The sequence below is a fragment of the Variovorax sp. IB41 genome (assembly GCF_016405905.1).
GTDB lineage: Bacteria > Pseudomonadota > Gammaproteobacteria > Burkholderiales > Burkholderiaceae_C > Variovorax.
On the sequence record NZ_JAEFCB010000001.1, the window covers coordinates 102,699 to 122,312 of the forward strand.

Annotated in this window: 16 protein-coding genes; 7 read left to right on the forward strand and 9 right to left on the reverse strand. The window is 67.4% G+C overall.

What is annotated here, in order from left to right; translation table 11 throughout:
- Positions 1–35: 35 nt before the first annotated feature.
- The 5 genes from JC881_RS00480 to JC881_RS00500 all read left to right on the forward strand — a co-directional run bounded on the left by JC881_RS00480 (position 36) and on the right by JC881_RS00500 (position 6,520).
- Positions 36–2,411 (forward strand): Tex family protein, encoded by a 2,376-nt coding sequence (locus tag JC881_RS00480; protein WP_198783759.1) that lies wholly within the window; start codon positions 36–38, stop codon positions 2,409–2,411.
- Positions 2,412–2,426: 15 nt separating this feature from the next.
- Entirely contained in the window at positions 2,427–2,633 is a 207-nt protein-coding gene (locus JC881_RS00485) for a hypothetical protein (protein WP_198783760.1), read from the forward strand.
- A gap of 55 nt (positions 2,634–2,688) precedes the next feature.
- Positions 2,689–3,774 (forward strand): phospholipase, encoded by a 1,086-nt coding sequence (locus tag JC881_RS00490; protein WP_198783761.1) that lies wholly within the window; start codon positions 2,689–2,691, stop codon positions 3,772–3,774.
- A 104-nt stretch (positions 3,775–3,878) separates the two neighbouring features.
- A complete protein-coding gene (locus tag JC881_RS00495; protein ID WP_198783762.1) occupies positions 3,879–4,880 on the forward strand; it encodes a tripartite tricarboxylate transporter substrate binding protein in 1,002 nt (333 codons plus the stop codon).
- 167 nt (positions 4,881–5,047) lie between these two features.
- Positions 5,048–6,520, forward strand: a complete 1,473-nt coding sequence (locus tag JC881_RS00500) for a tannase/feruloyl esterase family alpha/beta hydrolase (RefSeq protein WP_198783763.1) — start codon at positions 5,048–5,050, stop codon at positions 6,518–6,520.
- 15 nt (positions 6,521–6,535) lie between these two features.
- Here the strand turns inward: JC881_RS00500 and JC881_RS00505 are convergent, their stop codons facing one another.
- From JC881_RS00505 to JC881_RS00535, 7 genes are all read right to left on the reverse strand, one after another.
- Complete coding sequence (locus JC881_RS00505) at positions 6,536–6,922, reverse strand: DUF4150 domain-containing protein (RefSeq protein WP_198783764.1); 387 nt, start codon at positions 6,920–6,922, stop codon at positions 6,536–6,538.
- 37 nt (positions 6,923–6,959) lie between these two features.
- Positions 6,960–7,676, reverse strand: coding sequence for a DUF3540 domain-containing protein (locus tag JC881_RS00510; protein ID WP_198783765.1), 717 nt, complete (start codon positions 7,674–7,676; stop codon positions 6,960–6,962).
- The gene (locus JC881_RS00515) at positions 7,673–8,794 is read right to left on the reverse strand and encodes a pentapeptide repeat-containing protein (protein ID WP_198783766.1); all 1,122 of its coding nucleotides are present in this window, start codon (positions 8,792–8,794) and stop codon (positions 7,673–7,675) included. The genes JC881_RS00510 and JC881_RS00515 overlap by 4 nt, the downstream gene beginning before the upstream one ends.
- A complete protein-coding gene (locus JC881_RS00520) occupies positions 8,791–11,448 on the reverse strand; it encodes a DUF2169 family type VI secretion system accessory protein (RefSeq protein WP_198783767.1) in 2,658 nt (885 codons plus the stop codon). Before JC881_RS00520 ends, JC881_RS00515 begins: the two co-directional genes overlap by 4 nt.
- A gap of 13 nt (positions 11,449–11,461) precedes the next feature.
- Complete coding sequence (locus tag JC881_RS00525; RefSeq protein WP_233101468.1) at positions 11,462–11,899, reverse strand: hypothetical protein; 438 nt, start codon at positions 11,897–11,899, stop codon at positions 11,462–11,464.
- The gene (locus JC881_RS00530; protein WP_198783768.1) at positions 11,889–14,234 is read right to left on the reverse strand and encodes a type VI secretion system Vgr family protein; all 2,346 of its coding nucleotides are present in this window, start codon (positions 14,232–14,234) and stop codon (positions 11,889–11,891) included. Before JC881_RS00530 ends, JC881_RS00525 begins: the two co-directional genes overlap by 11 nt.
- A gap of 275 nt (positions 14,235–14,509) precedes the next feature.
- On the reverse strand, positions 14,510–15,646 hold the full coding sequence (locus tag JC881_RS00535) for an iron-containing alcohol dehydrogenase (protein ID WP_198783769.1): 1,137 nt from the start codon (positions 15,644–15,646) through the stop codon (positions 14,510–14,512).
- 104 nt (positions 15,647–15,750) lie between these two features.
- Between JC881_RS00535 and JC881_RS00540 the strand changes: the two genes are divergently transcribed.
- A complete protein-coding gene (locus JC881_RS00540; protein ID WP_198783770.1) occupies positions 15,751–16,716 on the forward strand; it encodes an alpha/beta hydrolase in 966 nt (321 codons plus the stop codon).
- Entirely contained in the window at positions 16,713–17,600 is an 888-nt protein-coding gene (locus JC881_RS00545) for a YbgC/FadM family acyl-CoA thioesterase (protein WP_198783771.1), read from the forward strand. The genes JC881_RS00540 and JC881_RS00545 overlap by 4 nt, the downstream gene beginning before the upstream one ends.
- Before the next feature lie 10 nt (positions 17,601–17,610).
- On the opposite strand, the gene JC881_RS00550 is transcribed toward JC881_RS00545, so the two are convergent.
- Together JC881_RS00550 and ygfZ are read right to left on the reverse strand one after the other, a co-directional pair.
- Positions 17,611–18,528 carry a hypothetical protein gene (locus tag JC881_RS00550; protein ID WP_198783772.1) on the reverse strand — a complete coding sequence of 306 codons (918 nt, stop codon included), beginning with the start codon at positions 18,526–18,528 and terminating at the stop codon, positions 17,611–17,613.
- A 145-nt stretch (positions 18,529–18,673) separates the two neighbouring features.
- Positions 18,674–19,603 (reverse strand): CAF17-like 4Fe-4S cluster assembly/insertion protein YgfZ, encoded by a 930-nt coding sequence (ygfZ, locus tag JC881_RS00555; RefSeq protein WP_198783773.1) that lies wholly within the window; start codon positions 19,601–19,603, stop codon positions 18,674–18,676.
- Between the last annotated feature and the right edge of the window lie 11 nt (positions 19,604–19,614).

Below are 19,614 nucleotides of genomic sequence, written 5' to 3' on the forward strand. Positions count from 1 at the left end.
AAACTTCCGCGCTTTGCCAGGGATGCGCTCAAGACATGCAGAAAATCATTCGCCAGCTCGCCACTGAAATCAAGGTCGGCGAGCACCAGGTGAAGGCCGCCGTCGAACTGCTCGACGAAGGTGCCACGGTTCCATTCATCGCCCGCTACCGCAAGGAAGTGACCGGCGGCCTGGACGACATCCAGCTGCGCGAACTCGAAGCGCGTCTTTCCTACCTGCGCGAACTCGAGGACCGCCGCGTGGCGGTGCTCAAGGCCATCGACGAGCAGGGCAAGCTCACTCCCCAGCTGCGCGCCGCGATCGAATTCGCGCCCACCAAGCAGGAGCTGGAAGACCTGTACCTGCCCTTCAAGCAAAAGCGCCGCACCAAGGGCCAGATCGCCCGCGAATTCGGCATCGAGCCGCTGGCCGACAAGCTCCTGGCCGACCCCACGCTCGACCCGGCCGTCGAAGCCAAGGCCTTCCTGCAACCGGCCACCACGCTGGACGATGGCAAGCCGGGCCCCGATTTCTCCACCGTGCCCCTCGTGCTCGACGGCGTGCGCGACATCCTCTCGGAGCGCTGGGCAGAAGACGCGGCGCTCGTGCAGGGCCTGCGCGAATGGCTCTGGGCCGAGGGCCTGCTGAAATCCAGCCTCATGACCGGCAAGGACGAGAACAACGCCGACATCGCCAAGTTCCGCGACTACTTCGAATACGACGAGCCCATCGGCCGCGTGCCCTCGCACCGCGCGCTGGCCGTGTTCCGCGGCCGCGCGCTCGACATCCTCGATGCCAAGCTGGTGCTGCCCGTGGAGCCCGAGCCGGGCAAGCCCAGCATCGCCGAAGGCAAGATCGCGCTGCACCTGGGCTGGAGCCATGCGGGCCGCCCATCAGACGACCTGCTGCGCAAGTGCGTGGCCTGGACCTGGCGCGTGAAGCTGGCGCTCTCGACCGAGCGCGACCTCTTCACGCGCCTGCGCGAAGACGCCGAGAAGGTCGCGATCAAGGTCTTCGCCGACAACCTGCGCGACCTGCTCCTGGCCGCACCCGCCGGCCCGCGCGTCGTGATGGGCCTGGACCCCGGCATCCGCACCGGCGTGAAGGTGGCCGTGGTCGATTCGACCGGCAAGCTGGTCGAGACCGCCACCGTGTTCCCGCACGAGCCGCGCAAGGACTGGGAAGGCTCGCTGCACACCCTGGGCAAGCTGTGCGCCAAGCACGGCGTGAACCTCATCGCCATCGGCAACGGCACCGCCAGCCGCGAGACCGACAAGCTGGCCGCCGACCTCATCAAGCTCTTGGCCAAGATGGCCGAACAGGCCGGCGCCCCTGAAATGACGGTCGAGAAGGTCGTGGTCAGCGAGGCCGGTGCCTCCGTGTATTCCGCCAGCGAATTCGCCTCGCAGGAAATGCCCGACGTGGACGTGAGCCTGCGCGGCGCCGCCTCCATCGCGCGGCGCCTGCAAGACCCGCTGGCCGAGCTCGTGAAGATCGATCCCAAGAGCATCGGCGTGGGCCAGTACCAGCACGACGTGAACCAGAGCGAGCTCGCGCGCACCCTGCAGGCCGTGGTCGAAGACTGCGTGAACTCGGTGGGCGTGGACCTGAACACCGCGAGCGTGCCGCTCCTGAGCCGCGTCTCGGGCCTCTCGGGCAGCGTGGCCAAGGCCGTGGTGCGCTGGCGCGAATCGAACGGCGCGTTCTCCACGCGCAAGCAACTGCTCGACGTGACCGGCTTCGGCCCCAAGGCCTTCGAGCAGAGCGCCGGGTTCCTGCGCATCCGCGGCGGCGCCGATCCGCTGGACATCACCGGCGTGCACCCGGAAACCTATCCGCTGGTCGAGCAGATCATCGTGAAGACCGGCAAGCCGATCGCCGAGCTCATGGGCCGCGCCGAAATGCTCAAGACCCTGAAGCCCGAGCTCTTCGCCAACGAGAAGTTCGGCGTCATCACGGTGAAAGACATCCTCGGCGAACTCGAGAAGCCCGGCCGCGACCCGCGCCCCGACTTCAAGGTGGCGCGCTTCAACGACGGCGTGGACGACATCAAGGACCTGGTCGAGGGCATGATCCTGGAAGGCACCGTGAGCAACGTGGCCCAGTTCGGCGCCTTCGTCGACCTGGGCGTGCACCAGGACGGCCTGGTGCACGTGAGCCAGCTGAGCCACAAGTTCGTGAACGACGCGCGCGAGGTCGTGAAGACCGGCGACATCGTCAAGGTCAAGGTGATGGAAGTGGACGTGGCGCGCAAGCGCATCGGCCTGTCGATGAAGCTCGATGCGGCGCCCGCGCGCCGCGACGGCCCGCGCGACAACCGCTTCGAAGGCGCCGGGCGCGGCAACCAGCAGCAGCCGCGCCGCGACAACGCGCCGCAGCCGGCGGGGCAGATGGCGAATGCGTTTGCGAAGCTGCAGGGGTTGCGCAAGTAGTCTCGAAGGAACGCCATGAATCGCAAGCCAGCATCAATCACCAAGGACTGCGCCGAGCCTCTGAATGACGGATCGAAAATTGGCGCTGCGCCGAGTGGCGATGCGCTCGCGGCGGTCAATCTGTCGTTGAAGCAATTGCTGCTTTCCGCGCCTGCAAGTGCCGACGTTCCGGCTTTGCCGAGAGGCGCGGCGCGCAGACGGAGTGTTGCGCCGGTTCATTGAGAGAAGTCTGTGGACCGTCGTCAGTCATGAATGTTTTTCGCGAGCACGGCACTGCATGAAAGCCCTGCGCATCTACGCCGGTCCCGCGGCCCGCAAGCACATCGAACAGAGCGGCCTGCGCCCGCAGGACGTGCGCACCGTTCCCGGCGCGGCGGGCGGGCCGAAGGGGCTGATCCTCGGGCCGCTCGATCGCTTCATCTTCGGCCGGTGGCTCACGCAGTCGAGCCAGCAAGTGCACTTGGTGGGTGCATCGATCGGCGCTTGGCGGCTCTCGACGGCGTGCCTCTCGGACCCCGAAGCCGCCTTCCAGCGCTTCGAGCACGACTACGTGCGCCAGCAGTTCGAGGTGCCGCCGGGCCAGAAGCGCCTGAGCCCGCACCAGCTGAGCGAGCGCTTCGCCGAAAGCCTGGTCGACTTCTACGGCGGGCGCATCGGCGAGGTGCTGAACCATCCGCGCTACCGCCTGCACGTGGTGACTTCGCGCGGCCGCCACATCCTCGGGCGCGAGGGCAGGGCACGCACGCCGTTCGGCTATCTCGGCGCCTTCGCGTCGAACAGCGTCTACCGCAAGAGCCTGGGCGCGTGGCTGGAGCGCTGCGTGTTCTCCACGCCGGGCGCGGCGCTGCCTTTCGGCACGCAGGACTTCCGCACGCGCCAGCACGCGCTGAGCGAGGCCAACTTCAACATGGTGCTGCAGGCCTCGTGCTCGATCCCGTTCCTGCTCGCCGCGGTGCACGACATTCCGGGCGCGCCGCGCGGCGCCTACTGGGACGGCGGCATCACCGACTACCACCTGCACCTGGACTACCGGACTGCCCATGACGCGGCCGACGAAGGCATCGTGCTGTACCCGCACTTCCAGCGCGCGGTGGTGCCGGGCTGGCTCGACAAGGGGCTGCGCTGGCGCCACAAGGCCACCGGGTTCCTGGACCGCATGGTGGTGCTCGCGCCCGACCCCGAATGGGTGAAGTCGCTGCCCAACGGCAAGCTGCCCGACCGCAAGGACTTCATCCATTTCCAGAACGACGCGCAGGCGCGCATCACGGCCTGGGGCAAGGCGACGCGCGAGGCGCAGCGGCTGTCGGATGAGTTCGAAGGGTGGCTCGCGAACGGGCGCGCGCCCGACGTTCTGCCGCTCTGAGCAAGTGAGGGCGCCTCGCCGCCGGGGCAAACCCTGACGGGCATCGCAGGTGGCGCTTCGAGAATGGCCCGGTCCATTCAGAAGCAACAAGAGACAAGCCACGCATGCCCCATTTCCAACCTCCCCAGCCTTCCACGCTGACACGCCGCCGATTCACGCTCGCCGCCGCCGCCTCCAGCCTCGCCGTTCCCTCGTTCGCGCAGACGACCGCGTGGCCGAGCAAGCCGATCCGCATCGTCGTGCCCTACACGCCCGGCGGCTTCACCGACCAGATGGCGCGGCTCGTGCAGATCGGCCTGCAGACGCGCCTGGGCCAGCCGGTGCTCATCGACAACAAGCCCGGCGCCAACAGCCTCATCGGCGTGGACGCGATCGCCAAGGCGCCGGCCGACGGCAGCACCTTCGGCGTCGTCATCGCGGCGTACGCGGCCAACACCACGCTGTACCCCAAGCTCCCGTACGACCCGCAGAAGGACTTGACGGGCGTCTCGCTGATGGGCGTCTCGCCGCTCCTCGCAGCGGTGAACATCAACGCGCCGTTCAAGACCGCGCGCGAGCTCATCGACTACGCGCGCGCCAACCCCGGCAAGGTGAGCTTCGGCTCCTCGGGCAACGGCTCGGCCGCGCACCTGACGACCGAGCTGTGGAAGTCGCTCACGCAGACGTACATGATCCACATCCCCTACCGCGGCGCCGTGCCCGCGCTCACGGATTTGATGGGCGGGCAGATCCAGCTGTTCTTCGACGCGCCCACCGGCCTCATCAACCAGGCCAAGGCCGGCAAGGTGCGGCTGATCGGCGTGGCGGGCGACAAGCGCCTGGCCGCCGCGCCCGATGTGCCCACCTTCATCGAGCAGGGCTTCGCGGGCTTCACCGGTAGCACCTGGGCCGGCATGCTGGCGCCGGCGGGCACGCCGCGCGATGTGGTCAAGCGCATGTCCGACGAGGTGGCGCGGATCATCAAGAGCGACGAGACGCGCGCCAGGCTCGACGCGATGGGCACGATTCCGGCGGGCAGCACGCCCGAGGAGTTCGACGCGTTCATCACGGCCGAGACGGCCAAGTGGGGCAAGGTCATCCGCACGGCGGGGGTCAAGGCTGAATAGCCGACCGCACATGCACTGAAGGTCATTCGATTGGCGCCGCAGGGATAGTGCGGCCCGTCGCCAGGCGATTGAGAATTTCCACGGCCTCGCAGAAGGCGCGGCGCCATCCATACGCATGGATGGTGCCCGTGAATATTCAATTCAATTCAATCAATTGGAGACAAATCTTGACCAAGACAGAAAATAATGGGTCTTCGGGAGCTCGGCCGTCGCCGCGGTTGCCTAAATCATTTTTCGTGGCAATCGCCTTCGGAGGCGTTTTCTCCGTGGCGCATGCGGCCAATGATATTTCTGCCACGCTCGTGCGCACTTGCACCAATCAATTGAATGGGTCGGCCTATACCGATGCCGTATTGAATGATTTCCGGAACACCCGATTTCCTTCGCCCAAGACCGGCGGATTCAAGATCACATCGGTCGAGCAGGTCTGGCTTGCGTTTCCTGCCTATTGTTTGATCAAGGGAACCATCCAACCCACATCGCCCGGTGGAATAGATCCTGCCGTCAAGGCACCCGATTACCGAATTCCAGATATCAATTACCAGGTCTATATACCGGCGCAATGGAACGGTAAATTCATTCAGCTAGGAGGCGGTGGATTTGCATGGGATACCAACGTAGTCGCGGCCGGCCAGCAAAGCAACCAGCAATTCTCGCCGTCGTGGCAAGGTCCGGCGCTGTCGAATTACGCGGTCGTCCTCGGCGATGCCGGTGCCGGTGCTTCGTCGAAGGCATTCGATCCGGCGTTCGTGCAACCGGGCAGGCAATTGAGCGATGTGCCCAGGCAGGAGGCAGTGAAGAATTTCGGGCAGGATTCAATCAAGAAAACGCTCGACGTCGGCCTGTACCTGTCGCGAAAACTCACAGGCGCCGCGCCCACCGACACCTATTTCGTCGGCATTTCCACTGGTGGCCGGCAGGCTTTGAAAGCCGTGGCGAATTGGCCCGATGCGTATGACGGCGTCATTGCCGGTGCGCCGCCGGTCGATGAAACCAATCTGCTGAAAACGCTGGAAGTCCCGGCGGTGGTCAATGATTGGGTGGTCAATTGGAACAGCAGCGCCGCCATATTGACCAGTCTTTTTGGCCAGGACGTGTCCGATCAGACACTCAGCGATGCGCTGGGCTCGACATCCCGGCGCCTGGCGGATGTCGCCGTTCAATCCGGTGCGAATTACGATGGTTATGGCAGATTGCTGGATGCACTGGCGCCCGTGTGGAACGTCAAGCCGCGTGATCTTGCCAATTTCTTCGATGCTGCGGCAAACCAGAAAAGAGCAGGCAAAAAAGGCAAGAAGATCATTATTTACCAGGGGACTTCCGATTTCCTGGTGCCTTGCAGCCAGGCAGGCGAATTCGTCAAGGAATTGGCCCGAAAAGAAACGGCGAGCGATATCAAGAATTCCGTTCGCACCTATTTCATCGAAGATTACAGCCACGGGTTCTACAACACCAATTCGCTGCTCAAGAGAATCGGATTGAGCGCCATGCAATTGAATTGGAACGCTGTGTCTGACCTCGACAAATGGGTCCACGACGACAACGCCGTCGCCAGCACGCCATCGCTTGTCAGGAACGCCTCCGGTGAAATTCCTGCGGCCTCGACGCTGGGCGCGTGGAGGTGCTCGGCGCCCCAATGACCGGGCGACCGGCCCTCAAGCCGCCAGCACCAGCACCTTGAACTGGCTCGGCACGATCCGCATCCCGACGATGTTGCAGCGGTTCTGCACCGACAGGCTGGTCATGCGCGTGCACGGCGTGCCTTTGAGCAGCACCGTGAACGCGCCGGTGATGTGCCGCGAGGGCCCCATCACCGTCTGCGACACCACGCCCATCAGCACGCCGGCGTTGTCGCCGTTGGTGATCGGCGTGGTGGTCGCCATGTTGTGCGCGGGCGTTCCGCCGTAGAGGATGTTCCAGGCGTTGGGAATGGCCGTGGGCCCGAGCGCGAAGTTGGGGTAGGGGATGGGCAGCGCCGGGGGCGTCTTGCAGACGTCCGGGAAGGCGAGGTCCACGCCCATCATCTGTGCATTGGCGAACATGGCAACGGCTCCTTGAATCGGTGGGGGTCAGCGGGCTTCAGCCCATGTGGATCTGTTCGGCATCGACCTTGACCAGCGCCTTGCTGGTGACAAGCGTGTTCTTCGCGTGCAGGCGCAGCGTCTCCTTGGCCTGCATGTCGATCTGCCCGGCGCGCACCTGCTCGACTTCTTCGGTCAGGCGAAAGCTCGAACGCGTGAGCACGCTCAGGCGGTCGAGCACCGTCTCCAGCGTGCGACCCACGAAGCGCGCGACCAGCGTGGTCACGCGCACCTCGGCGCCGCGGTAGTCCATGTCGGCGATATCCAGCTGCGCCTTCTGCGCCTGCATGCGCAGCTCGGGCGCATCGAGCGCGATGCGGCCCTGGCGCGAGCGGATGGTGAGATCGCCGTCGGTGACGATGTGCGCCTGACTCGCATCCGCCTGCGTGATGACCGCGATCAGGTAGACGTGCTCGCGGTGCGGCCCGGCCATAAGCACGGTGTCGCCGGCGGCGGGTTGCAGCAGGCAGCTCGCGGCGCGCGGGCACTGCCAGGGGGCGCCGCCGTCCTGCGGCGCGACGAGAAAGCCGCCTTCCGCCACGGGCTGCACGACGGTGCCGAGGGCGCTGCCGGTCCACGGAGAGACGGCGGTCGCGACGGAGGAGGGCAGGGGCTTGCGCAGGAGCGCCTGCATGTCGCCTTCGGGGGCGTGCGCGGGCATGTCCGGCACGAGGTGCGGCGCTTCTATGGATTCGCGGATGGCGCGATGGGTCATGAAAGGTCCTTGCGGTCTGGCGGCAACGGGCGGCCCAGCGGGTCGCGGCCCGCGCGCTGGGGACGGCGCTCGCGCATCGCCGAGAAGCGCTCGGCCTCGAACAGCGCGGGGTCGCTGTCGAGCACGCCGAGGCGGTCGCTCCAGCGCGTGCCGGCTTCGATCGCGCGGTGCAGCTGCGTGCGCTGGAAGGTCGCGCCGCGCATGTCGGCGTCGCTCAGGTCGGCGTACGAAAAGTCCGCGTAGACCAGCTGGCTGCGCGCGAACGAAGCGCGGTTGCAGCGCGCGCGGTGGAACACGCATTGCACGAGCTGCGCGTCCGACAGGTCCGCATCGGTAAGCGTCGCGTCGACCCAGATGCTTTGCTCGAACTGCCCGCCGCGGCAGTCGGCACCGCGCAGGTCGGCCTCCGGAAACAGGCACTGCGGCGCATGCACGCCGGTGAGCACCGCGCGCTCCAGCTTCGCGCCCTTGAAGTTGCACTGCGTGAGCCGCGCGCTGTCGAAATTGCAGCCTGTCAGGTCGGCGTCGATGAACTGGCAGAGATGGAACTGCTGCCCCGAGAAATCCTGCCCCGCCAGATCGGCCTCGCTGAAGATCACGTTGTGAAAGCTCGCGCCCTTGAAGCTCGCGCCGCGCAGCCCGGCTCGGTAGTAGACGGTGGTGTCGAGCCGCACATCGTCGAAGTGCGCGGCGTCCAGCGCCGACTCGCCGAACACGGTCTTGGTGAGGTCGGCGCGGTCGAAGCGCGCCGCATCGAGCGTGCTCTTGTGAAAGGCGGCGAGGTCGAGCCGGGCCTCTGCGAAATCGGCGTGCTTCAGGGCCGATTCGCTGAAGGCCGCGCGCGTCATCGTCGCGCCCCGCAGGCTCGCTTGCGACAGGCCGCATTTGTGAAACGCTGTGCGCTGCAAGTCGGCGGCATCGAGCCGCGCGCCGTCGAAGCGGCAGGTGTCGAACATCGATTCGGTCAGTTGCGCGCCTTCGAGGCTGGCCTGCGAGAAATCGCATTCGCCGAAGCTGCCGCCGCGCAGGTCGAGGTGGTCCAGCTGCATGCCCTTGAAATCCTGGCCCTTGATGAACTCGCCGCCGCGAACCTTCTGCGCCAACGCCTCCGGCGTCATCGCGCCGGTTCCGCCACGCGCCGCGGGAGGGTCTTGGCCTGCTCGATGTAGGCGCCGCGGGTTTCGGTGACGGTGTCGATCAGCGCCTGCGACACGTCGGCGCGAAAGAGGTTGGCGTCGCGCAGGTCGACGCCCACGAGCGTCGCTTTCTGGAGGCTTGCGTTCATGAGGTTGGCACCGCGCAGCGACGCATGGGTGAGGTCCGCGCGGATGAAAAGGCTTTCGGGCGCGTCGATGAGGCCGAGGTCCGCGCCCACGAGGCTGCAGCCGGAGAAGTCGCAGGTGTCCAGCGTGGCGCGAGCGAGAAGCGCGCCGTCGAGCATCATGTCGCGCAGGCTGCACTGGAGGAGCGTCGCGTCTTCGAAGTCGATGGTGCGCAGGCTGCTGGTGCCGACGAAGCAGGTGGTCTTGAGCGTGGCCGCGGTGAACGCGATGCCGTGGTCGCCGACGGTGTGGACCCAGGCGCAGGCCTCGAGATTCGCCTCCGAAAAATCCAGCCGCTCGACCACGCAGGAGATGAGCCCGAACTTGTGCAGCGTCGCCGCGCGAAAGCTGCAGTCCACGAGGCGGCTCTGCTCGAGCATCGTCACGTAGTCGAAGTGCGCGCGGTCGAAGCGGCAGTTCTGGAAATGCATGCCCAGGAGGTTCAGGTGCGCGAGGCGCGCCTCCGAGAAATCGCAGTCGTCGAAGCGGGTTTTCTCGATCGTCGTTTCATCGAACTGCGCGCGCGCGAACGAGGTGCGCGCGCAGTGCGCGAGGCTCAGGTTGGCGCTCTGCAGCACGCAGCCCGCGAGCGATGCGCCCGCGAGCCGCGCGCGGACCAGCACGGCTTCGGTGGCGTCGGCATCGTCCAGTTGTGCGCCCGAGAGGTCCGCGCTTTCGAGCAGCGTGCGGTGCAGGCGGGCGCCGCGCAGGTCCATGTGCGAGAGGTCGGCGCCGGTCAGGTCCAGGCCCGAGAGGTCGCGCGTGGTGGCCATGAGCGCCTGCACGCGCGCGCGGGCTTCGCCGGTGCGTGCGGTGGTCATCGCATCGGCCGCGGACTGGTGCTGCGCGCCGAGCCGGTACATGTCGATGAGGCCGCGCTGGCCGCTTTCCGCGGTCTTGCGCAGGTCCGCCTCCTGGGCCGGCGACAGGGGCGCGGTGCGCGTGGCCGGGGCGATGCCCAGCATGCCCTGCATCACGCCGCGCGCATCGAAGCTGGGCGGGCCCTTGACCTGGCTGCCGTTCGCATCGGCCACGAGCGCGCGGCTGTCGAAGCCCACCTTGCGCGACTCCACCGCGTTGGCCTCCGCCATCTGCGCGAGCTCGCGGCGCGCGGCGTCGAGCTTTTGCTGCTGCTCGCGCTCGTAGACCTTGGTGCGCTCGATGAACCCGGGCAGTTCGCCGAGCGTCGGCATCTTCGTGAAGGGCGCGGGCAGCGCCTGCGTCTTGAAGTGGCGCGGCTTGTGGCCGGCGTCGAGGCCTTGCTGCGTGAGGTCCTGCCGCAGCGTGTTGCCGCGTTCGCGCATGTTGCGCACGAGCGCGGACTCTTCCTCTTCCATCTGGTCGATCCACGGGCCGATGGCCTCGGCGGGCAGCAGTTCGTCGTCGCGGAACATGTAGAGGCCGCCCGTCTCGGGGTCGCTGCGGCGCTGCAGGATCGCGAAGTAGTGCGCGAGCGGCCGCTCGGCTTCGGCGGCGGATTCGATCGCGGGCATCACGTGCGTCACGTCGGCCGCATCGTCTTCCGCGATGGCGGTTTCGCCGTGCCAGATCAACGCGATTTGCGACAGGTGCGGAAAGAACCACGCGGTCGTGAGCCGCAGCGGCACCTCTTCGAAGCGCTCGGGCTCGGCCTGGCCCGAGGCGGTCTTGCGTGCGATGAAGGCGCGCGCGCGCCAGTTGGGCAGCCGGCCGCGCTGCACCGGCAGGGTGGGGTGCATGTTCCACACCTCGTAGGGCGTGCCGCCCGGAATGCGGTCGTGGTCGGGCCAGCGCTGCTCGGGCGATGCGGCGTTGAAGAGGCGCCAGTCCATGTCTTCCGAAAAGCCCGGAAAGAGGCTCTCGCGCCAGTGCGCGTCGTAATGCCGGCCGATGAGGCGCATGCGGCTCGGCCAGCTCACGTCCATCGCGCCGAAGCACGCGGGCTCGGGTTGCCGCGAGGGCTGGTCGATGCGGCGGTGCGGATGCTCGATGTTGGGCAGGCGTTGCACCAGCAGGCCATTCACCAGCTCGGGCGCATGGCCAATGCCCAGCGGGTTGTCGGCGAAGGCGGGGCCGCCGAAGGCACGGGTCCAATCGAGGCGCATCGATTCGAAGGGCTGCGGCGCGGTCGCGCGGCCATCGAGCCAGAAGCGGTCGCCGAAGACCACGAGCTGGCGGCTCAGCGCGCCGACGTTGAGCGCGACGGCGCAGGCGGTCTTTTCTTTCTGATGGTGCGTGTAGGCATGGCCGGTCGCGAGGAATTCGGCGCAGGCCTTGGGCATGCCGAGGTCGAGCACGCCGGTGGGGCCGAGTTCGTCGGAGACCGCTTTCCAGAACTCGGGTTCGGGCAGCAGCACCGGTGTCTCGTCCATCGCGACCATGCCCATCGCGGTCACGCCCAGCCGCTGGTGGCCGGCGCGCAAGAACGGGCGCGTGATGACGCTCAGGCGCAGGGGTTTGACGGTCTTCACGGCGTGGCTTCGATCAACCCGCGGCGCGCGCGATTTCGAGCGGCGTGCGCGTGCGGTCGATGGCCAGGCTCGATGCGTCGTCGGGGTCGCGCAGCAGGTGCACCCGCGTGCCCGCGATGCAGAACTGCGGCAGCAGCGCTTCGTCGACCAGCGTGCGCACGACGGCAGGGCTCGCGCCGCCCGCGCCGTCGAACACCTTCAGCGACATCTCCACGGCCAGCACCGTCTGCCCCTGCGAGCCGCCGCGCGTGAGCTCGTGCTCGGAGCGCTTGACCGATTCGACGATGGCCTCCGCCGGAATGCCGTGCTGCGCGAGGCGCTTCCAGGTTTTTTCTTCGGCCGAATAGATGCGGTTCTCGCGCGAGGCGACGATCACCACCGAAATGGCCGTCACGATCACCGCGCTCATCACGACGGCGAACACGACCCAGAGCAGCGTTTCAAACCACAAGGGTGAGCACCTTGAACTTCGCGGCCAGGCCGCCGGTGGCGATGAGCATGCCCTTGTTCGCAATGGCCAGGCCCTTGGTGCTGACTTCGAGCGGCTTGTTCTTGAGCGAAAAGACGGCCGTGTCGATCTTCACGGTCGCGATCTGCGCGTTCAGGCCCGCGTAGTACTGCAGGCGCGCGCCCCACACGTCCAGCGAGATGCCCACCAGGCTGATGCGAAAACCCACGCCGCCCGCGCGGAACCAGCGCCAGTCGCTGCTCTTGGCGTAGTTGTTGATGTAGGTGGCGGAGTTGTTGGTGTAGTTGACCGTGAGGTTGTTGTAGGTGGTCGACGTGGTGTTGTAGGTCGTCGTGTTGATGACGTGCTGCGTCGTGTTGTGGATGTGGTTGGTCGTGTTGAAGGTCACGTCGGGCGAGGTGTGCACCGTGGGGCCGGTGACCACCGTGGTCGAGGGGCCGTTGACCGTGACGTTGTTCGAGGTGTCGATGGTGTCGGTGCGGCCATCGCTCACGAAGCGGATTTCCTTGCCGTCGATGGTGCCGTGGAAGCCGCCGGTGATCGCCAGTTGCACGCCGCCCGTGATGGTGTCGTTCAGCCCGCCGCTCAGCGTGCGCGTCTTGCCGCCAGAAATGGTCTGGCTCACGCCGCCGGTGATGGTCTCGCCGAAGCCGCCGGTCACGCTGCGGGTGTCGCCGCCGGTGATGGTTTCTTTCGCGCCCGCGGTGATGTCGCGCGTTTCGCCGCTCTGGTAGGTGGCCGACTCGTGGCCCTTGATGAGGGTTGTGCGGGTGCCGTCGGTGGTGTGGGTCTCGTCGGCCTCGACCTCCACATCGAGGTTGCGCTCGGCGTGCAGCAGGATCTGCTCGGCGCCGGTGCGGTCCTCGAAGCGCAGCATGTTGGCCTGGTTGGCCGCGCCGCCGGTGCTCGAGCGCGTGAGGATGCCGCTGGCCGTGGCGTTGGCCGGCAGCTCCCACGGCGGCATCTGGTCGCTGTTGTAGACGCGGCCGGTGATGATGGGGCGGTCGGGTTCGCCGCCGATGAAATCGACGATCACTTCCTGGCCCACGCGCGGCATGTGCATGGTGCCGTAGTTGGTGCCGGCCCAACTGCTGGACACGCGCACCCAGCAGGAGCTGTTCTCGTCCGACTGGCCGTAGCGGTCCCAGCGGAACTGCAGCTTCACGCGGCCGAAGCGGTCGGTCCAGATCTCCTCGGGGCCGACGACGGTGGCGGTCTGCGGGCCGTTGGTGCGCGGCTTGGGGGTCTTGCGCGCGGGGCGGTAGGCCACGGTGGAGGGCAGCACGGTGAAGTCGAATTCGCACACCGATTCGGCGCTGCCGCCGCTGGAGTACTCGGGCTCCTGCAGGTCGTAGCGCGTTTCGGTGACCAGGTACTCGCGGTTGTCGGCCTCGCGCGGGCAGTGCGTCATCTGGAACAGGTAGCCGGGCGCCATGCCCACCACGTTGGTGTGGCCCGCGGCCAGTTCGTAGGCGCACTGCAGCTCCTGCAGGCGGATCTTGGCGTAGGCGTCGCCCTGGCCGTGCTCGCTGTAGCCGCCGAGCCATTCATAGACTTCGTAGGTCGAGTGGTCGTGGGGCTTGGGGTCTTGCTGCACGCTCTGCAGCGAGGCACGCGACTTCTTGAAATCGAAGTCGTCCAGCATCACGCGGCCCGAGGTGATCTGCTCGGCGATGCGCCAGCGATCGATGCAGGGCTCCATCGCGTTGACCACGCGGTCGCGCGGGCGGTAGGGAATGGTCGCGTAGCCCGGCAGGTTGCCGTAGCCGCCGGTGTCGTCGGCCAGCACCAAGAGGTGCGAGCCGTTGCCGTGCTCGAAGTGGTAGGCGATGCCCTCGTGCTCCATGAGGCGGCTGGCGAAGGCGAAGTCGCTCTCCTGGTACTGCACGCAGTATTCCCACGCGCGGTAGCTGCCCGTCAGGCGCTTCTCGAACTGGAAGCCGTATTTGCCCAGCACGTCGTCGAGCACCTCGGGCACGCTCTTGTTCTGGAAGATGCGGCTGTCGGTGGTGCGGGTGAGGTACCAGAGCCAGGGCTGCACGAGCGCGCGGTAGATGTAGTGGCGGCCGGTTTCGTTGGCGCGGCCCACGAGCTCGAAGCGCACCACGGTGCCGTTCAGGAATCGCGGCGCGCCGCCGTCCTGCAGCTCGATCGTGAGCGATGTGCCCAGCAGCGTCTTCAGGTCCAGGCTGAAGCTGGGGCTGACCATGTCGACCTCGAACTCGAACAGCTGCGAGAGGCCTTCGCGTCCCCGCATCGCGCGGAACTTCAGCTGCTCGGTGTTCAGGACGGTGTGAACCTGGACGGTACGTGGCATTCGGAATTTCCCTGTCCCTTGGGGCTTCTGCGGATGCGGAGCCTTCGAAGGGCAGTCTAGGAATTCGTTATGTCATATGCATGACGCGGGGAGGGCGCTCGCGCTGTCGTTCGGGGCGCGTGCGCAGGGCATCGGGTGCTCCCCTCCGCGAATGTCCCCCGGCCTGCGGCCTCCTCCTTGATTTCGCTGCGGGGAGCACCCGATGCCCTGCGCACGATGGGCGTGGCGCTTGTGCGGGGCGATCGACGATTGCGCGCTCGATGGCGCGGTGCGCCTTACATCGACGCTTCGAGCATGGCCTTGTAGTCGTCGCGCGTGGCCAGGCGCGGGTTGGTCTTGTGGCAGTGGTCGGCCATGGCGCCGTCGATGATCTTCTCGAACAACGCGGGGGTGACGCCGACTTCCGCGAGGCCCTTGGGCAGGCCGAGGCGCGCGTTCATGTCGCGGATCGCATCGCCGAGATCGCCGGCCGAATCGAGGTGCATCGCTTGGGCCATGCGCTGCAGGCGCTGGTCTTTCTGCACCGACTCGGCGCCCGCGTTGAAGTGGATCACCGCGGGCAGGAAGAGGGCGTTGAGCGTGCCGTGGTGCAGGCGCGGATCGACGCCGCCCAGGCTGTGGCTGAGCGAATGGACGCAGCCCAGGCCCTTCTGGAAGGCCATCGCGCCCTGCATCGATGCGCTCATGAGATTGAGGCGCGCCTCGCGGTCGCTGCCGTCTTTCGTCGCGCGTTCGATGTGAAGCCACGCGCGTTCCAGGCCGTCCAGGCCGATGCCGTCGGCCGGCGGATTGAACGCGGCGGACATGAAGGTCTCCATGCAGTGCGCAATGGCGTCCATGCCGGTCGCGGCCGTGAGCTTGGGCGGCAGGCCCAGCGTGAGTTCGGGGTCGCAGATCGCGGCCTTGGGCATGAGGAACCAGCTGTGAAAGCCGAGCTTGCGGTGGTCGTCGACGATGACGATGGCGCCGCGCGCCACCTCGCTGCCGGTGCCGCTGGTGGTGGGCACCGCGATGAGGGGCACCACGCGATCGGTGATCTTGGGCGAGCCGCCCTCGATGGTGGCGTAGGTCTTGAGCGGGCCTTCGTGCGTGGCCGCGATGGCCACGCCCTTGGCGCAGTCGATGGCCGAGCCGCCGCCCACGGCGATGAGGCCGTCGCAGCGGCCGCTGCGGTAGAGCTCGACGGCCGCGCGCACGGCGGCTTCGGTGGGGTTGGAAGGGGTCTGGTCGAACACCGAGACCTCCAGGTCTGCGATGGCGTCGAGCGCCTTCTGCAGCACGCCGGCCGCGCGGACGCCCGCGTCGGTCACGATCAGCGGGCGGTTGATGCCGATGCGGGCGCACTCGCTGGACAGGAGCTTGATGGCGCCGAATTCGAACTGGATCTGGGTGAGGTATTGGATGAGTGCCATGGGGCGTGTTCGCTGGGGGAAGTACGATTGCCGACCATCCGAATCTAACAACAGGGGAGCGTCTTGCCCATCCACAAAACCCTTGCAGCTGTCACGCCCGGAACATGACGAGCAACCCGCCGACGACTTTCCCCCCGCACCCGCTGACGGCCAAGATGGCCAGCGTGGTCGAGCGCATGGCGCGTGCGGGCCATCCGACGCTCGACCAGCTGTCGCCCGACGAGGCGAAGGCGTCCTACGAAAAAGGCGCGGGCGTGCTCGAAGTGCCCAAGCCCGAGTTGGCGCGCATCGAGGACTTCAGCATCGCTGCACGTGACGGCTTTGCGATACCCGCGCGGCTCTACGCGCCTTCGTCGGACGTGCTGCCGGTGCTGGTGTACTTTCATGGCGGCGGCTTCACCGTCGGCAACGTCCGCACGCACGACACGCTGTGCCGCGTGCTGAGCGGCAAGAGCGGGTGCGCGGTGGTGTCGGTGGACTACCGCCTCGCGCCCGCGCACAAATTTCCGACCGCCTCCGACGATGCATGGGACGCCTTCCAGTTCGTCGCCACGCAGGGCGCGAGCCTCGGGCTCGATGGCGGGCGCATCGCGGTCGGCGGCGACAGCGCCGGCGGCACGCTGGCCGCGGTGTGCGCGATCATGGCGCGCGATGCGGGCCTGCCGGTGGCGCTGCAGATGCTGATCTACCCCGGCATGACCGCGCACCAGGACACGGACTCGCACCGGCGCTTCGAGCACGGCCCGCTGCTCACGAAGGCGATGATCGATTTCTTCTTCGCGCAGTACGTTCGCACGCCGGCCGACCGCGACGACTGGCGCTTTGCGCCGCTGCTGGCCGACGACGTCGATGGCGTCGCGCCCGCGTGGATCGGCCTGGCGGAATGCGACCCGGTGGTGGACGAAGGCATCGCCTATGCCGACAAGCTGCGCGCGGCGGGCGTGGCGGTGGACCTGGAGATCTACCGCGGCGTGATCCACGAATTCATCAAGATGGGCCGCGCATTGCCCGAGGCGCTGCAGGCGCAGGGCGACGCGGCCCGGGCACTCAAGGACGCATTGGCACCATGACAGAGACCGCTAAAGAGACAGCGAACCGGCGCGAGGACTTCCGCTTTTTTCACCGCCTGCGCGTGCGCTGGGCCGAAGTGGACATGCAGAAGATCGTCTTCAACGCGCACTACCTGATGTACTTCGACACGGCCATCGCCGACTACTGGCGCGCGATGGCGCTGCCGTATGAAGAGGCGATGCATGCGCTGGGCGGCGACCTGTACGTGCGCAAGGCGACGATCGATTTCCGCGCCTCGGCCCGCATGGACGACGTGATCGACGTGGGCATGAAGTGCGCGCGCATCGGCAATTCGTCGATCGTGTTCGAGGGCGCACTGTTCCGGCAGGACCAGTACCTGGTGGGCTGCGAGCTGGTCTATGTGTTTGCCGATCCGGCCACGCAGACGTCGAAGCCCGTTCCTGCGGCGTTGCGCGAAGTGCTGCTGGGCTTCGAGGCCGGCGAGCCGATGCGCGCCGTGGAAACGGGCGGGTGGGATGCGCTCGGCGAAGGCGCGGCCGCCTTGCGGCGCGCGGTGTTCATCGAGGAGCAGAACATTCCGAAGGAACTGGAGTGGGACGCGCACGATGCCGTCGTGCTGCATGCGGTGGCGCGCAATCGCATCGGCCAGGTCATCGCGACCGGGCGGCTGCTGGACGCGGAAGACGGCGTCTCCTACATCGGCCGCGTGGCGGTGCATCGCACGCTGCGCAGCACCGGGCATGGCGCTGCCGTGCTGCAGGCGCTGGAAGATGCGGCCCGGGCGCGCGGTGATCGCGAAGTGGCGCTCAATGCACAGCGCAGCGCCGAGCGGTTCTATGCGCGGCTGGGATATGCGGTGCATGGCGAGCCGTTCGACGAGGCAGGCATCCCGCACGTGGAGATGCGGCGGGCGCTGCGCTGATCGCTTTCGGTCAATAGCGTGCGGGCGGGTCCGGCACGTAGCCGGGATCTGAGCCGGGGAACGGCGACGGGCCGGCCGGACGCGGCCAGCGCGGTGTCGGTGGCACCGGAATCACGCCCGCGGCGACGAGGTTCTCGCGGCTGTCGTAGCGGATGCGGACCACTTCGTCGGGCGTCGATTGCGCGCGCTCGAAGTTCGTCTTGCCGACATAAGAGGTCTCGCGGCGGCCATGGGCCGTGCCCAGGCTCGGGGCCGGTGCCTGGCGGCGCGCCATGCTGCCGGCGGGGGCCTGGGCCGACGCTTCGGCCTCGGCGGGCGCCGACTTGGCGCGGGCATCGCCCATCGCAGAGGATTCGCTGCGCAGTTCGCGGTCGCGCGAACTGTACTCGTCGCGGCTCGGATAAGGCGCAATCGGTGGTGGGGGCGGCACGGGCACGTTCTCGCGGAACAACGCGACGCCGATCACGCCGACGTCATCGGGCCGGCCGGTGCGGCTTGCGTAGGAGTTGCCGGCAGAAGCGAACTCGAAGGCCGCGATCTGCGAATCGCTCTTGCGCCAGCCGGTGATGTCGCTGTTCTCGCGCGCGCCGAACACGTAGCCGGTCTGCCCGATGCCCGCGGTTTCGCCGCTGACGACATTGACGCCGTCCACCGACATCACGGCCATGATGCGTTCGCCCATCGCGTTGCGCGCCCTGATCGCATAGCGTGCGCCGGGGCGGCCGGCTACCCAGTATTCGCCGCGGTGGCGATAGATCGGGAGCTCGGCGCCGGTCGTGCGATCGACGATGGCGATCTGCATCAGCGAGCCGATGCGGCTCGCGGAAGACGGCAGCGCGAACGGCCGGGCCGGGCTTTCGGCGCAGGCCGCCAGGCCGGTGGTGAGGGCGGTCAGGGCCAGGACGGTGGAAAAAAGTCTGCGCTTCATGGTGCTCTTCCTTGCCAGGAGTGGATCGATGCAGGCTTCTACGGCGCAGCATCGACGGCGGGGTTAAGCGACACACAAAAAAATGGCGCCATCTTTTTCGATGGCGCCAAACGCCCTTTCAGTCAGGGCTTTGGGGGAAGAAAAATCAGATGTCTTCGAGCAGGGGGTAGGGGAGCGGCTCGACCGAGAGGGCCGGGCCGTTGGCCGCGCCCGCATGCAGGGCGCCAGCTTCGAGCGCCGAGATCTGCATCGAGACCAGTGCGGACCAACCGCCGCCGGGTGCCTGCGCGGCCTGGGCCACGGTGCCGACCGGCTGGTCGCCATCGGCCGCCGCGAACACTTCCTGCCCGGCCGCCACGGCCGCGCCGGCCTGCATGAGGTAGGTGCGGCGCTTGAGCGTCCCGCGGAACTGGCTGCGCGCCACGATCTCCTGGCCGGGGTAGCAGCCTTTCTTGAAGTTCACGCCGCCCACCGATTCGTAATTGATCATCTGCGGCACGAAGGCTTCGATGATCGGCGTGGTCACGGTGACGATGCCGCTGCGGACTTCGCTCCATTGCCAGAGGTCGGTGTCGAGCTGCGGGCCGGCCGGCGCGGCATGGTCGGCGGGGGCGATCCAGAGTGCGCGGGGCACGCCGTCGGCCGGATACAGGGAGACGGCGCTGACGCCATCGCCGACGGCCGTGCGCTGGCCGGGCGGCGTGGCCGCGTCCAGGCCGTTGGCGGTGAGCGCGGTGCCGGCCAGGCCGTAGAGCGCGAACTGGTCGGTGGCGTCGGTCAGCTTGACCTTGGCGCGCAGCACGTACATCGACAGGCGCTTGAGCGTCGCGGCGAGGATGTCGCGGCTGCACACCAGAAGGATCAATTCGGGCTGCGGCCGGATGCCGATGAAGCTCGCGATCACGCGGCCCTTGGCGGTACAGAGCGCGGCCAGGCGGGCTTCGGTGGCGCCGAGCACGGAGAAATCCTGGGTCAGTTGTCCGTGCAGGAAGCTGGCGGCATCGGGGCCTTCGGCGCGGATCACGCCGAGTGGGGACAGCGTGGCAGCCCCGTTGAGAACGACTGTGGTGGTCATCGCTGAATTAT

What these genes read in the sequence shown, in the direction of transcription:
- JC881_RS00480 (WP_198783759.1), top strand. Translation starts at nt 36, where the DNA reads ATGCAGAAAATCATTCGCCAGCTCGCCACTGAAATCAAGGTCGGCGAG.
- JC881_RS00485 (WP_198783760.1), top strand. Translation starts at nt 2,427, where the DNA reads ATGAATCGCAAGCCAGCATCAATCACCAAGGACTGCGCCGAGCCTCTG.
- JC881_RS00490 (WP_198783761.1), top strand. Translation starts at nt 2,689, where the DNA reads ATGAAAGCCCTGCGCATCTACGCCGGTCCCGCGGCCCGCAAGCACATC.
- JC881_RS00495 (WP_198783762.1), top strand. Translation starts at nt 3,879, where the DNA reads ATGCCCCATTTCCAACCTCCCCAGCCTTCCACGCTGACACGCCGCCGA.
- JC881_RS00505 (WP_198783764.1), bottom strand. Translation starts at nt 6,922, where the DNA reads ATGTTCGCCAATGCACAGATGATGGGCGTGGACCTCGCCTTCCCGGAC.
- JC881_RS00510 (WP_198783765.1), bottom strand. Translation starts at nt 7,676, where the DNA reads ATGACCCATCGCGCCATCCGCGAATCCATAGAAGCGCCGCACCTCGTG.
- JC881_RS00515 (WP_198783766.1), bottom strand. Translation starts at nt 8,794, where the DNA reads ATGACGCCGGAGGCGTTGGCGCAGAAGGTTCGCGGCGGCGAGTTCATC.
- JC881_RS00530 (WP_198783768.1), bottom strand. Translation starts at nt 14,234, where the DNA reads ATGCCACGTACCGTCCAGGTTCACACCGTCCTGAACACCGAGCAGCTG.
- JC881_RS00535 (WP_198783769.1), bottom strand. Translation starts at nt 15,646, where the DNA reads ATGGCACTCATCCAATACCTCACCCAGATCCAGTTCGAATTCGGCGCC.
- JC881_RS00540 (WP_198783770.1), top strand. Translation starts at nt 15,751, where the DNA reads ATGACGAGCAACCCGCCGACGACTTTCCCCCCGCACCCGCTGACGGCC.
- JC881_RS00545 (WP_198783771.1), top strand. Translation starts at nt 16,713, where the DNA reads ATGACAGAGACCGCTAAAGAGACAGCGAACCGGCGCGAGGACTTCCGC.
- JC881_RS00550 (WP_198783772.1), bottom strand. Translation starts at nt 18,528, where the DNA reads ATGAAGCGCAGACTTTTTTCCACCGTCCTGGCCCTGACCGCCCTCACC.
- ygfZ (WP_198783773.1), bottom strand. Translation starts at nt 19,603, where the DNA reads ATGACCACCACAGTCGTTCTCAACGGGGCTGCCACGCTGTCCCCACTC.